12 protein-coding genes are annotated in these 13354 nt (G+C 74.1%); 9 read left to right on the forward strand and 3 right to left on the reverse strand.

Going from position 1 to position 13354, the window contains the following annotated elements; genetic code table 11:
* Nucleotides 1-9 precede the first annotated feature (9 nt).
* The 4 genes from BLT52_RS13980 (at nt 10) to BLT52_RS13995 (ending at nt 5478) form a co-directional block, all read left to right on the forward strand.
* Nucleotides 10-801, forward strand: coding sequence for an ABC transporter ATP-binding protein (locus BLT52_RS13980; protein WP_090594421.1), 792 nt, complete (start codon nt 10-12; stop codon nt 799-801).
* A complete protein-coding gene (locus BLT52_RS13985) occupies nt 801-3053 on the forward strand; it encodes an ABC transporter permease (RefSeq protein WP_090594423.1) in 2253 nt (750 codons plus the stop codon). Before BLT52_RS13980 ends, BLT52_RS13985 begins: the two co-directional genes overlap by 1 nt.
* Nucleotides 3054-3307: 254 nt before the next feature.
* On the forward strand, nt 3308-4453 hold the full coding sequence (gene mnmA, locus BLT52_RS13990; RefSeq protein ID WP_090594424.1) for a tRNA 2-thiouridine(34) synthase MnmA: 1146 nt from the start codon (nt 3308-3310) through the stop codon (nt 4451-4453).
* Complete coding sequence (locus tag BLT52_RS13995) at nt 4450-5478, forward strand: uroporphyrinogen decarboxylase/cobalamine-independent methonine synthase family protein (protein ID WP_197679047.1); 1029 nt, start codon at nt 4450-4452, stop codon at nt 5476-5478. Before mnmA ends, BLT52_RS13995 begins: the two co-directional genes overlap by 4 nt.
* Here BLT52_RS13995 and BLT52_RS14000 read toward each other — a convergent pair.
* Nucleotides 5456-6169 (reverse strand): hypothetical protein, encoded by a 714-nt coding sequence (locus BLT52_RS14000; protein ID WP_090594426.1) that lies wholly within the window; start codon nt 6167-6169, stop codon nt 5456-5458. The genes BLT52_RS13995 and BLT52_RS14000 overlap by 23 nt on opposite strands.
* Nucleotides 6166-8352, reverse strand: coding sequence for an NAD-dependent DNA ligase LigA (gene ligA, locus BLT52_RS14005; RefSeq protein WP_197679048.1), 2187 nt, complete (start codon nt 8350-8352; stop codon nt 6166-6168). Before ligA ends, BLT52_RS14000 begins: the two co-directional genes overlap by 4 nt.
* A gap of 85 nt (nt 8353-8437) precedes the next feature.
* Between ligA and BLT52_RS14010 the strand changes: the two genes are divergently transcribed.
* Nucleotides 8438-8647: a hypothetical protein gene (locus tag BLT52_RS14010; RefSeq protein ID WP_090594429.1), complete on the forward strand. Its 210-nt coding sequence runs from the start codon at nt 8438-8440 to the stop codon at nt 8645-8647.
* Nucleotides 8648-8659: 12 nt separating this feature from the next.
* Here the strand turns inward: BLT52_RS14010 and BLT52_RS14015 are convergent, their stop codons facing one another.
* A complete protein-coding gene (locus BLT52_RS14015; protein ID WP_090596786.1) occupies nt 8660-9277 on the reverse strand; it encodes an ACT domain-containing protein in 618 nt (205 codons plus the stop codon).
* Nucleotides 9278-9380: 103 nt separating this feature from the next.
* Here BLT52_RS14015 and gatC point away from each other — a divergent pair, with 103 nt between their 5' ends.
* The 4 genes from gatC to BLT52_RS14035 are packed head-to-tail and all read left to right on the forward strand — an operon-like array spanning nt 9381 to nt 13303.
* Entirely contained in the window at nt 9381-9731 is a 351-nt protein-coding gene (gene gatC, locus BLT52_RS14020; protein WP_172804047.1) for an Asp-tRNA(Asn)/Glu-tRNA(Gln) amidotransferase subunit GatC, read from the forward strand.
* Nucleotides 9731-11245, forward strand: a complete 1515-nt coding sequence (gene gatA / locus BLT52_RS14025) for an Asp-tRNA(Asn)/Glu-tRNA(Gln) amidotransferase subunit GatA (protein ID WP_090594433.1) — start codon at nt 9731-9733, stop codon at nt 11243-11245. The genes gatC and gatA overlap by 1 nt, the downstream gene beginning before the upstream one ends.
* Nucleotides 11242-12735 carry an Asp-tRNA(Asn)/Glu-tRNA(Gln) amidotransferase subunit GatB gene (gene gatB / locus BLT52_RS14030; protein ID WP_090594434.1) on the forward strand — a complete coding sequence of 498 codons (1494 nt, stop codon included), beginning with the start codon at nt 11242-11244 and terminating at the stop codon, nt 12733-12735. Before gatA ends, gatB begins: the two co-directional genes overlap by 4 nt.
* Before the next feature lies 1 nt (nt 12736).
* A complete protein-coding gene (locus BLT52_RS14035) occupies nt 12737-13303 on the forward strand; it encodes a DUF6886 family protein (protein WP_090594435.1) in 567 nt (188 codons plus the stop codon).
* Nucleotides 13304-13354: the final 51 nt, after the last annotated feature.

The following is a 13354-nucleotide window of genomic DNA, read 5'->3' on the forward strand; positions in this document are numbered from 1 at the left end:
AGAACGTCGATGGAGATCGGGAACACCGATGCAGTCCGGCTGACCGACGTCAGCAAGGTCTACGGCAGGCGCGCCAACCAGGTGGTGGCGCTGGAGGAGGTGACGACCGCGTTCGGACGGGGGACGTTCACGGCGATCATGGGCCCGTCCGGCTCCGGCAAGAGCACCTTGCTGCAGTGCGCGGCGGGGCTGGACCAGCCGACGTCGGGGTCGGTGCTGCTGGACGGCCACGAGATCAGCACGATGGACGAGACCGAGCTGACGATGCTGCGGCGGGAGCGCATCGGGTTCGTCTTCCAGTCCTTCAACCTGCTGCCGGTCCTGACCGTGCGGCAGAACGTGACGCTGCCCCTGCGTCTCGGCGGACGCAAGCCGGCCCGGGGCCGGGTGTCGCAGGTCCTCGAGCAGGTCGGCCTGGGTCAGCGCAGCAACCACCGTCCGGCCGAGCTGTCCGGCGGGCAGCAGCAGCGGGTGGCCATCGCCCGGGCGCTGATCACCGACCCCGCCGTCATCTTCGCCGACGAGCCGACCGGGTCGCTGGACACGCGGAGCGCCCGGGACGTCCTCACGCTGCTGTCGGGCTCGGCGAGGTCGACCGGCCAGACGATCGTCATGGTGACCCACGACCCGGTCGCCGCGTCCTACGCCGACCGGGTCCTCTTCCTGGCCGACGGGCGTCTGGCCGGTGAGCTGCACTCGCCGACCGCAGAGTCCGTGGCCGAGCGGATGACGCGTCTGGGTGCCTTCGCCGACGAGGACGACCTGGCGCGTGCCGGGGCCGTCCGAGGGGGGCAGCGCTGATGGTGCAGCTCGCTCTCCGCACCCTGCGGTACCGCACCGGGATGTTCGCGGCGGCGTTCCTGGCGATGTTCTGCGCAGCCATCATCATGATGGCCACCGGTGGGCTGATCGAGACCGGTGTCCGCACCGCCGTCCCCCCGGTGCAGACCGCCTCCGCCGACGTCGTCGTGGCCGGTGACCAGCGGTACCACGACTCCGGTGGCGACCCCGACGAGCCCCCGGTGCTGCCCGAACGGGTCCGCATCGACGCGGCCCTGGCCGACACGATCGCGACGCTCCCGGGCGTCCAGCAGACCCGGACCTTCGTCTTCGAGGGGGTGCCACCGCTGGGCAGGATCGACGCGGTCGGGGTGGTAGCGGAGCCCGGCGTGGACGTCGAGGAGCTCCAGCAGCGGATCGACGCCGAGCTGGACCCCGGCACCATCACGCTGGTCGGTGACGAGCGCGGGCAGGCCGAGCTGCGGGGCGCCCAGGCCAGCGGCGTGACCGTGATGGCCCTGGCCGGGGTCTTCACCGCCTTCGCCGTCCTGGTGTCGGTCTTCGGCGTGGCCTCCATGCTCGCCCTCTCCATCACCCAGCGCCAGCAGGACCTGGGTCTGCTGAGGGCGGTGGGGGCGACCCCTCGCCAGATCCGCCGGCTGGTCCTGAGGGAGACGCTGCTGCTCTCCCTGGTCGCCACCGCCGCCGCGGTGGTCCCCGGCCAGCTCGTGAGCCGGTTCGTGTTCGCCCGGCTGGCGGAGCAGGGCATCGCCGCCGAGGGTCTCGCCTTCCGGCAGGGCTGGGTCCCGGTCGTGGCCGCGATGGCGGTGGCGATCGCGGCGGCCCTGGCCGGCGCCCTCGGAGCCGGCCGGAGGGCCTCGCGGATCAAGCCCGCGCAGGCGCTGACGGAGGCCTCCGTGGACGGCAGGCTGATCGGGCGTGGACGCCTGCTCCTGGCCGGGATCGTCCTCGCCGCCGGGTTCGCCCTGACCGTGGTGACCACCGTCGTGGTGAGCGGACCGCTCACGCCGGCCACCGGTGCGCCGGCCGTCATCCTCCTGGCCATCGGGTTCTCCCTGCTGGCACCGGTGCTGATGAAGATCACCACCTTCGCGGTGCAGTGGCCGGTGCGGGCCCTGGGCGGGGTGACCGGGGAGCTCGCGGTGCTCAACGCACGGGGCCGTGGCGGGAGGATGGCGGCGGTCCTGGCGCCGGTGATCCTGCTGACCGCCGTGTCGACCGGGATGCTGTACCTGCAGACGACCAACGACGTGGCCGACCGACGGGCCTTCACCGACAACCTGGTGGCCGACGCCGTGGTCAGCGTCCCCGGAGGAGTCGACCCGGGTCTGGTCCAGGCCGTCAGCACCGTGCCCGGTGTGGCCGGCGCGTCGGCCTACGTCAGCAGCCTCGGGTTCATCGAGGCCCCGGCGGACAGCTCGCCGGCGAACGAGGGCTGGACGCTGCAGGGCGTCACCGCCGAGGGTGCCGAGGCCACCACGCCCGTGGACGTGACGGCAGGCAGCCTCAGCGCGCTCCACGGCGACACGGTGGCGCTCGGCGACCAGCACGCCTCGCGGCTGGGCGTCGGTGTCGGTGACCTCCTCACCGTGCGGATGGGCGACGGCACCACGCTCGACCTACGGGTGGCCGCGCAGTTCTCCGCGCAGGAGGACTACGACACGCTGCTGCTCCCCGCCGACACGCTCGCCGCCCGCACCACCGCCGGCGTCTCGACGCGCATCGTCGTCACGGCGGAGGCCGGCACGGACCCGGAGCAGCTGGTGACGAACCTGGGAGCGATGACCGCGACCGAGGAGGGACTGACCGTGGAGGGTCGTGACGTCCTGTTCGCCGAGTACGACGAGCAGAAGCGGACCGCCACCTTCGCCATCTACATCATGGTGCTGATGATCGCGGGGTACGCGGCGATCACGGTGGTCAACACCCTGGCCTCGAGCACGACGGCGCGCCGGCGGGAGTTCGGGCTGCAGCGCCTGGCCGGCTCGACCCGGGTCCAGGTGCTGCGGATGGTCGGCCTGGAGGGCGCGATCGTGTCCGTCAGCGGCATCGCCCTGGGGACGGCCGCCGCGCTGGTGATCCTGGTGCCGGTGAGCCTCAAGCGGCTCGACTCCGTGCTGCCCGCCGGACCGCCGTGGGTGTTCGTGACGATCGCCGCGTGGACCGTCGTGCTGACCCTGGCGGCCATGCTCCTGCCGGCCTGGCGCGCCACGCGTGGCCGACCGGCGGAGGCGGCGCTCGCCGTCGAGTAGGCCGGCGGGGCGGACGGGGGCCGGTGCGCAGTGGCCGGCCCCTGCCTTCCGCCCTCCTGCACGCTGCCGTCCTCGGGCACGCCAGGTCCGGCGTCCGGGCGGCGGGTGGAGGTGGCCACGGAAGCCCCGCAGGCATGCACACGGGTGGTCCGGGCCTGGTGCCACGACACCGAGCGGGACCCGTGGTCGGGGCCAGGACGGGGCCGACGGTGACGCGTCAGCCCCTCCCGGCCCCGGCCGGTAGCCTCGGGGGCATGAAGGTCCTTGCAGCGATGTCCGGTGGCGTCGACTCCGCCGTCGCGGCGGCGCGCATGGTCGACGCGGGGCACGAGGTGACCGGCGTGCACCTGGCCCTCTCGCGCAACCCGCAGTCGTTCCGCTCCGGGTCGCGGGGCTGCTGCTCCCGCGAGGACGCCCACGACGCCCGCCGGGCCGCGGACGTGCTGGGCATCCCGTTCTACGTCTGGGACCTGTCGGAGCGCTTCGCCGAGGACGTGGTCGAGGACTTCGTCGCCGAGTACGCCGCCGGCCGCACGCCCAACCCCTGCCTGCGCTGCAACGAGAAGATCAAGTTCTCCGCGGTGCTGGAGCGCGGGGTGGCGCTCGGCTTCGACCGGGTGGTCACCGGCCACTACGCACGGCTGGTGGAGGGTCCCGGCGGCGTGGAGCTGCACCGAGCCGTGGACGCCGCCAAGGACCAGTCCTACGTGCTGGGGGTGCTGGGGCCGGAGCAGCTGGCGCGCTCGGCCTTCCCCCTGGGCGAGACGCCCAAGCCGGAGGTGCGCGCCGAGGCCGCCGCCCGCGGGCTGCTAGTGGCCGACAAGCCCGACAGCCACGACATCTGCTTCATCGCCGACGGCGACACCGCCGGCTTCCTGGCCTCGCGGCTGGGTCGCCGCCCCGGACCGATCGTCGACCAGGACGGCACCCGGGTCGGCGAGCACGAGGGCACCCACTCCTTCACCGTCGGGCAGCGCCGGGGTCTGCGGCTGGGGGTGCCGGCCGAGGACGGGCGACCGCGCTTCGTGCTGGACATCTCACCGGTGGACGCCACGGTGGTGGTCGGTCCGCGCGAGGCGTTGCAGGTCGACCGCATCGAGGCCGTCCGTCCCACCTGGACCCAGGACCCCGGGCCGGGGCCCTGGAGCGGTGAGGTCCAGCTCCGCGCGCACGGTGAGCCGGTGCCCGCCGACGTCCGTGCCGAGGGGGACCGCTGGCAGGTCCGGCTGCACCGTCCCGCCACCGGGGTGGCGCCGGGTCAGGCTGTGGTGCTCTACGCGGGGACCCGCGTCGTGGGCAGCGCCACGATCGACCGGGCCGTGGCCGACCGTGCCCACCCGGGCAGCGCCGTGGACGCACCCGTGGCGGACGGCTCGCGCTCGCCGGTGGGCGCCCGGTGAGCACCGGGGAGGGCGTCCGCGTCACCGGGGTGGGGTCCTGGCCGGGCACCGACGCCGCCGGGGCGATCCGACTCACCCTCGGTGAGCTGGGGGAGCAGGGCAGTCCGGGGGAGCCGTACCTGCCGGAGCTCCCGGCTCGTGGCGTCACCGCCCAGCTGGTCGGGCGCACCGGCGCGGTGCTGTCCGGGCTCAGCCTGGACCTGCAGCCGGCCGGGTGGCGGCTGACCGACGCCCTCGGGGTGGACGCCCGCCGTGCCCGCTCGCTGCTGCGTCAGGACCTGGACCTGCTGGAGGAGGAGGCCCAGGGCTACTCGGGCCCGTTCACCCTGACCGTGGCCGGGCCGTGGACGCTGGCCGCCTCGGTCGAGCGCCCGCGAGGGGACCGGGTCCTCGCCGACCACGGCGCCCGTCGCGAGCTGGCCGAGAGCCTCACCGAGGGGCTGTCCGCGCTGGTGTCCGACCTCCGACGCCGGCTGCCCGGGCTGGCCCTGGCCGTCCAGCTGGACGAGCCGCTGCTGCCCACCGTGCTGGCCGGCGGGATCCGGACCGCGAGCGGGTTCTCCCGCCACCGCAGCGTCGGGCGGCCGGAGGCCAGCGAGACGCTGTCCCGGCTGGTGGAGGCGGTGCGGGCCGCCGGTGCGGTGGACGTCCGGCTGCACTGCTGCGCTGCCGGGCTGGACCTGCCGCTGGTGCTCGGCGCCGGGTTCGGCACCGTGCTGCTGGACGCCGAGCGTCTCGGCCGGGCCGATCTCGACCTGCTCGGGGAGACCCTGGACGGTGGCCGCGCGGCACTCGGCCTCGGTGTCCAGCCCACCGCCGTGGCCGACGCGGCACTCGGCCCCGACGAGCTGTCCCGACGGGCGCTGGCCCTGCTGCGCCCCCTCGAGCTCGGCCCCGCCGTCGCCGGACGGGTGCTCCTCACCCCGGCCTGCGGGCTGGCCGGGTGGACCCCCGGCCCCGCGACCCAGGTGCTGCGCTCGCTGCTGCGGGCCGCCGACATCGTCACCGAGGAGCTCGGCCGCTGACCTCCACCCCCGAGCGCCCGGCGCGCGGGGGCATCCGCCGCAGCACCTCCACCCCCTGGACCCGGGCCCGCTCGACGTCGGCCACCGGGACCTGACGCGCCTCGAGCAGCCGGAGCTCCTGCACCAGCAGGTCGCGGGCCTGGCGGACCAGGTGCTCCTGCGGGCGCAGCTCCGGCCCGAGCCCGCCGGCCCGGACCACCTCGTCCTCGATCAGCCGCAGCTCCTCCTCCAGCAGTCCCAGGCAGGTCTCGGCCCGCCCACGGGTCAGCAGCTGGACCATGCCCACCCGACCCAGCCGCACCAGCACCAGCGCGGCCAGCCCCAGCAGCCAGGCCAGGAACCCGGCCGAGGACTGGCTGAGGTCGCCGCCGGCGCGGGCCAGCAGGGCCACCACCCCGACCACGCAGAGCAGCACCGCCAGGTCGCGGCCGTCGGCACTGCGCCAGGGGGTCGGCGCGGCCGCGGCCCCCGGCACCTGCGGGCGGTTGGTGCTCAGGTGCACCACGGCCAGGCTGACGGCGAAGACGACGATGGACAGCCAGGTCGCCGTACCGAGGCCGGTGAACACCGCCCCGATGCCCAGCGCGGCGACGGAGGCGTAGAGCCCGGCCCCGACCGCGTCGAAGACCCGCCCCTGACGCGGTGCGGCGGCGGCCACCACCGGCCGCTCGGCCCCTCCCGGCACCGTCACGACAGACCCTCCGGACCCTGCTCCAGCAGCGTCACGAACTGCGCCTCGTCCAGGATCGGGCGCTCCAGCTCACGTGCCTTCGCCTCCTTGGTGCCGGCGTTCTCGCCCACCACCACGTAGTCGGTCTTCTTCGACACCGAGCCCGACGCCTTCCCCCCGCGAGCCAGGATGGCCTCCTTGATCTCGTCGCGGGTGAACCCCTCCAGCGAGCCGGTGACCACGACCGTCAGCCCCTCCAGCGTCCGGGGGACGGACTCGTCCACCTCATCGGCCATCCGCACCCCGGCCGCGGCCCAGCGCTCGACGATCTCGCGGTGCCAGTCGACGGAGAACCACTCCACCACCGACTCCGCGATGATGCGGCCCACGCCCTCGGTGGCCGCCAGCTCCTCGACCCCGGCAGCGCGGATCCGCTCCATCGAGCCGAACGCCTGGGCCAGCGCGCGGGCCGCGGTCGGACCGACGTGGCGGATCGACAACGCCACCAGCACCCGCCACAGCGGCTGGCTGCGGGCCTTCTCCAGCTCGGCGAAGAGGGTGACCGTGGTGGCCCGGGGCACCGGAGGCTGCTTGGCGGTGCCGGTGGTGGAGAAGAACGGCTCCAGGGCCGGCGGCTGCTCGACCCCGGCCTTCTTGCGGCGCCGCCAGACCCGGACGTCGGCCAGCTGCTCCACCGTCAGGTCGAAGAGCCCGGCCTCGGAGGTGAGCACCGGCTGCTGCGGCTCGTTGGTGGCGTCCTCGGGACGTCCGTGCTCGGGGTCCACCAGCGCGATCGAGGCCTCCCAGCCGAGGGCCTCGATGTCGAAGCCACCGCGCCCGGCCAGCGCGAAGACCCGCTCGCGGAGCTGGGCCGGGCAGTGCTGGGCGTTGGGGCAGCGCCAGTCCTTGTCGCCCTCGCGCACCGGCCCGACCGGGGTGCCGCAGGCCGGGCAGTGGGTCGGCATCACGAACTCGCGCACGTCCGGGCCGCGCAGCGCGAGCACCGGGCCGAGCACCTCGGGGATCACGTCGCCGGCCTTGCGCAGGACGACGGTGTCCCCGATCCGGACGTCCTTGCGCTTGACCTCGAAGCCGTTGTGCAGGGTGGCCATCTCGACCGTGGACCCGGCCACGGTGACCGGCTCCATCACCGCGAACGGCGTCACCCGGCCCGTCCGCCCGACGTTGACCGAGATGTCGAGGAGCTTCGTGGTGACCTCCTCCGGCGGGTACTTGAAGGCGATCGCCCACCGCGGGGCCCGGCTGGTGGAGCCGAGCCGGCCCTGGGCGGACAGCTCGTCGACCTTGATCACGATGCCGTCGATCTCGTGCTCCACGCTGTGCCGGTCCGCGCGGTAGCGCTCGATGAAGGCGCGCACGGCGCCCAGGTCGTCCAGCACCTCGGTGTAGGGGCTGGTGGGCAGCCCCCAGCCGGCCAGCAGCGCGTACACCTCGGACTGGCTGCGCACCGACACCCCCTCGCGGGCGCCGACCCCGTGGACGTACATGGCCAGGTTGCGCGAGGCCGTCACGGTGGGGTCCTTCTGGCGCAGCGACCCGGCGGCGGTGTTGCGCGGGTTCGCGTAGGGCGCCTTGCCGGCGGCGGCCTGGGCCTCGTTCAGCAGCTCGAACTCCGCCACCGGGAAGAACACCTCGCCGCGCACCTCGACCAGGGCGGGCGGGTCGTCGGTGTCGAGCCGGTGCGGGATGGAGTCGATGGTGCGGGCGTTGGCGGTGATGTCCTCACCCACCCGGCCGTCGCCGCGGGTGGCCGCACGGACCAGCTCGCCGTGCTCGTAGACCAGGTCGATCGCCAGACCGTCGATCTTCAGCTCGGTCAGGTAGTGGAAGGGCACCTCGCCCAGCTCGCGGCGGACCCGGTCGTCCCACTCGCCGAGCTCCTCGGTGGTGAAGGCGTTGTCCAGGCTCATCATCCGCTGCAGGTGCTGCACCGGGCTGAACGCCGTCCCGACGACGCCGCCGACGGTGGCGGTGGGGGAGTCCGGCGAGCGCAGCTCGGGGTGGGCCTCCTCCAGCGCCCGCAGCTCCCGCTCCAGCCGGTCGTACTCGGCGTCGGCCATGACCGGCTCGTCGCGGTCGTAGTAGGCCAGCCGGGCCTCCTCCAGCTGGGCGGCCAGCTCGGCCACCCGCTGCTGCGGGTCGCCGCTCTCGGCCGGTGCGGCGTCGTCTCGGGGCTCGGTCACGGGCTCATTCTGCCGATCGGGTCCGACAGAACCCGGCAGCCACGCACCGGCGGCCCCCTGACGTGCTCTCGACTACGCTCCAGGCGTGGCCAAGAAGATCTTCTCCGACCTCAACCTGCACGGGAGCACCCCGGTCCAGGTGCGCCCCAACATGGGCGGGTCGGGCCCGGAGCTGGTCCCGGGGACGCGGGCGAAGAAGCGTCAGCGCTGGCTGGTGGTGCTGCTGTTCGTGGTGGCGCTGCTGGTGGTGGCGGGCGTGTTCTGGTTCCTGGTCACCCAGCTCACCACCCAGTGAGGCGGCCCGTCCTCAGCCGACGGCCATCGCGCAGAGGTGCTTGAGCCGCGCCAGCTCCGAGGCCATGAACGCCGGCCCGCCCTGCCGTCCGATCACCAGCGTGCGGTCCGCCCCGACCGGGGCGATCGCCGCGGTCGTCTCGCCCCAGGACTCCACCCAGTTCTCGGCCAGCTCGACGCTGTGGGTCAGGTCGACCGGCTCCAGCTGAGCCACCGCGTCGGTGGTCAGGTCCGGGGCCAGCTCGGTGCCGAGCAGGACCTGCTTGGCGTGGGCGTCGATCAGCAGGGCCCAGTGGCAGTGGAAGACCAGCGGCGCGGACTCGGTCAGGATGTCCGCCGCGCGCTCGGGGCTCTGCTGCATCCGCTCCAGCGCCTCGATGTCGGACTCCAGCCCGCCGCCCTCGGGGTAGCGGGAGAACCACAGCACCCGGACGCCCTCGATGGCGGTGCAGGCGCTGACCAGGTTGTCCGGCATGGCGCCGTTGGGCAGGTTGAGCATGAAGTCGTCGACCGCCTGGCCGTCCTGCTTGCCCACGATCTCCACCGAGCGGATGTCGGCGCCCACGGTGCCGACGGCGCTGGCCACCGCGCCCAGGGAACCGGGCCGGTCGGGGAGGGACACGCGCATCAGGAACACGACGTCATTCTCACCCATCTTTGCTACGGAGGTGTAACCCCTCCACCGGAGCGCCCCCGTTCCGCAGCCGGACCGGTGGCGACCGGGAACCCCTAGGATGGATCGGCGCAGGAGCGCGACGCACGACGACGACAGCGAACAGGAGCACCCGGTGGCGCTGACACCCGACGACGTGGCCAAGCTGGCACGGCTGGCCCGGATCGACCTCACCCCCGCGGAGCTGGAGCACCTCGCGCCCCAGCTCGAGGGCATCCTGGAGGCGGTCGCCTCGGTGCAGCAGGTGCGGGACGCCGACGTCCCGCCCACCTCGCACGCGCTGCCGCTGACCAACGTCTTCCGCCCCGACATGGTCCAGCCGTCGCTGCCGGTCGAGGCCGCCCTGGCAGGGGCGCCCGCCGCGGAGGAGTCGCGCTTCCGCGTCCCCCAGATCCTGGGCGAGGAGGCCTGATGAGCACGAGCCCGCACCTGACCAGCACCGCCGCCGACCTGGCCGCCGGGATCGCCGCCGGCACCTTCAGCAGCGAGGAGGTGACCCGCGCCCACCTGGACCGCATCGCGGCGGTGGACACCGAGGTGCACGCCTTCCTCCACGTCGACGGCGAGCGCGCCCTGGAGGCGGCCCGCGCGGTCGACGCCAAGGTCGCCGCCGGCGAGCCCGTCGGCCCGCTGGCCGGCGTCCCGCTCGGGCTGAAGGACGTCCTCACCATGCAGGGCGCGCCGACCACCTGCGGCTCGCGCATCCTGCAGGGCTGGTACCCGCCCTACGACGCCACCGTCACCACCCGGCTGCTGCAGGCCGGTCTGGTGGTGCTGGGCAAGACCAACATGGACGAGTTCGCGATGGGCTCCTCGACGGAGAACAGCGCCTACGGCCCCACCCGCAACCCCTGGGACACCAGCCGCATCCCCGGCGGCTCCGGCGGCGGCTCGTCCGCCGCGCTGGCCGCCTTCGAGGCGCCGCTGACCATCGGCACCGACACCGGCGGCTCGATCCGCCAGCCGGCCGCGGTCACCGGCACCGTCGGGGTCAAGCCCACCTACGGCGGAACCTCCCGCTACGGGCTGGTGGCGCTGGCCTCCAGCCTGGACCAGCCCGGGCCCTGCGCCCGCACGGTCCTGGACGCGGCCCTGCTGCACCAGGTGATCGGCGGCCACGACCCCCGTGACAGCACCTCGATCGACGCCCCCGTCCCCGACGTGGTCGCCGCGGCGCGCTCCGGCGACGTCCGCGGGCTGCGGGTCGGCGTCGTCCGCGAGCTGGGCGGGGAGGGCTACCAGCCCGGCGTCACCCAGCGCTTCACCGAGGCCGTCGAGCTGCTGTCCTCTCTGGGCGCGGAGGTCGTCGAGGTCTCCTGCCCGAGCTTCGAGCAGGCGCTGGCCGCCTACTACCTGATCCTGCCCAGCGAGGCCTCCTCGAACCTGGCCAAGTTCGACGCCATGCGCTTCGGGCTCCGCGTCGGCGACGACGGCAGCCACAGCGCGGAGGAGGTGATGAACCTGACCCGCGAGGCCGGGTTCGGCGACGAGGTGAAGCGACGCATCATCATCGGCACCTACGCCCTCTCCAGCGGCTACTACGACGCCTACTACGGCTCCGCGCAGAAGGTCCGCACGCTGATCGTGCGCGACTTCCAGGCCGCCTTCGAGACCGTCGACGTGCTGGTCTCCCCGACCACGCCGACCACGGCGTGGCCGCTGGGGGAGCGGGTGGACGACCCGCTGGCCATGTACGCCGCCGACCTGTGCACCATCCCCAGCAACCTGGCCGGCAACGCCTCGGCCTCCTTCCCGGTCGGGCTGTCCCCCGAGGACGGGCTGCCGGTGGGCCTGCAGGTGATGGCCCCGCCGATGGCCGACGACCGGCTGTACCTGGTCGGGGCCGCCCTCGAGCGGGCCCTGACCGAGCGGTGGGGCGGACCGCTGCTCGACCGCATCGACGCACTCCAGGAGGTCCCGGCATGACGGACACGGTGCTGTCCTACGAGGACGCGATCGCCAGCTACGACCCGGTGATGGGCCTGGAGGTCCACGTCGAGCTGGGCACCGCGTCCAAGATGTTCTGCGGCTGCTCGACCGCCTTCGGCGCCCCGCCCAACACCCAGACCTGCCCGGTCTGCCTGGGGCTGCCGGGCTCGCTGCCGGTGGTCAACGCGACCGCGATCGAGTCCGCGATCCGCATCGGGCTGGCGCTGAACTGCTCGATCGCGAGCTGGTGCCGGTTCGCACGGAAGAACTACTTCTACCCCGACCAGCCGAAGAACTACCAGATCTCCCAGTACGACGAGCCCATCGCCTTCGAGGGCTGGCTGGAGGTCGACGTCGACGGCGAGCCGTTCCGGGTCGAGATCGAGCGCGCCCACATGGAGGAGGACACCGGCAAGTCGCTGCACGTGGGTGGCGCCACCGGACGCATCCACGGCGCCAGCCACTCCCTGCTGGACTACAACCGCTCCGGCGTGCCGCTGATCGAGATCGTCACCAAGCCCATCGAGGGCGCCGGGGAGCGGGCACCGCAGGTGGCCAGGGCCTACGTCCAGCACCTGCGCGACCTGCTCCGCGGGCTCGGCGTGTCGGAGGCCAAGATGGAGCAGGGCGCCCTGCGCTGCGACGCCAACCTCTCGCTGCGCCCGGACCCGTCGGCCCCGCTGGGCACCCGGACCGAGACCAAGAACGTCAACTCGCTGCGCAGCGTCGAGCGGGCGGTCCGCTACGAGATCACCCGCCAGGCCGCGCTGCTGCGCGAGGGCGGCCGGGTCACCCAGGAGACCCGGCACTGGCAGGAGGACTCCGGCACCACGTCCCCGGGTCGGAGCAAGGAGACCGCGGAGGACTACCGCTACTTCCCCGAGCCGGACCTGGTGCCGGTGGCCCCGGACCCGGCCTGGGTGGAGGAGCTGCGGGCGACCCTGCCCGAGCCGCCGGCCGAGCGCCGTCGCCGGCTGCTGGCGGACTGGGGGTTCTCGGACCTCGAGATGCGCGACGTGGTCAGCTCCGGCGCGCTGGACCTGATCGAGCAGACCGTCGCCGCCGGCTGCGCCCCCCAGGCCGCCCGCAAGTGGTGGGCCGGTGAGCTGGCCCGCCGGGCCAACGAGACCGGTGTGGAGCTGCACGAGCTGGCCATCAGCCCCGCCCAGGTGGCCGGGGTGCAGCAGCTGGTCGAGGCCGGGACGGTCAACGACAAGCTGGCCCGGCAGGTCATCGAGGGGGTGCTGGCCGGTGAGGGCGAGCCCGAGCAGGTGGTGGCCTCCCGCGGGCTGGCCGTGGTCTCCGACGACGGCGCCCTCGGTGCGGCGGTGGACGCGGCGATCGCCGCGAACCCGGACGTGGCCGAGAAGATCCGCGCCGGCAAGGTGCAGGCGGCCGGTGCGCTGATCGGTGCGGTGATGAAGGAGATGCGGGGCAAGGCCGACGCCGCCCGGGTCCGCGAGCTCGTCCTCGAGCGGCTCTCCTGAGATGAGCGGGGCGGCGCCCGCCGCCGGGGTGGCCCGGGCGCCGGCCGGCGAGGTCTGGCACTTCAGCGAGGACCCGGGCATCACCGAGTTCGTCCCGCACGTCGCCGCCACCGCCCGGCAGCCGGAGGCCTTCGTCTGGGCCGTGGACGGCGACCGCTGCCCGGACTACTGGTTCCCGCGGCAGTGCCCGCGGGCCATGGCCTGGCGGACCCCGGGCAGCGGGCCGGAGGTCGGGGACCGGCTGCTGGGCGGGGGCGTGCAGCGCGTCCACGGCATCGAGTACCCGTGGCTGCGGGCACTGACGACCACGACCGTGCACGCCTACCCCTTCGCGGCCGAGCAGTTCCGCCCCTTCGGCGACCCGCCGCACGCCTACGTCAGCGAGCAGCTGGTGCGGCCCCTGCGCCCACCGCTGCCGGTCACCGACCTGGTCGAGCAGCACGAGCGGGCCGGCATCCAGCTGCGGGTGGTCACGGACCTGTTCAGCTGGTGGGCCGAGGTGGTGCCCTCAGGGTTGGGTTTCTCCGGCATCCGCCTCCGCAACTCCCCGAACGTCCGCGAAGTCTGACCCCGCCCGCCCAGCCGGCGCGGCGAGTCGCCGCGAGTGGTCGTGTGGGGC

It is taken from the genome of Auraticoccus monumenti (assembly GCF_900101785.1).
In the GTDB taxonomy this organism is placed as follows: domain Bacteria; phylum Actinomycetota; class Actinomycetes; order Propionibacteriales; family Propionibacteriaceae; genus Auraticoccus; species Auraticoccus monumenti.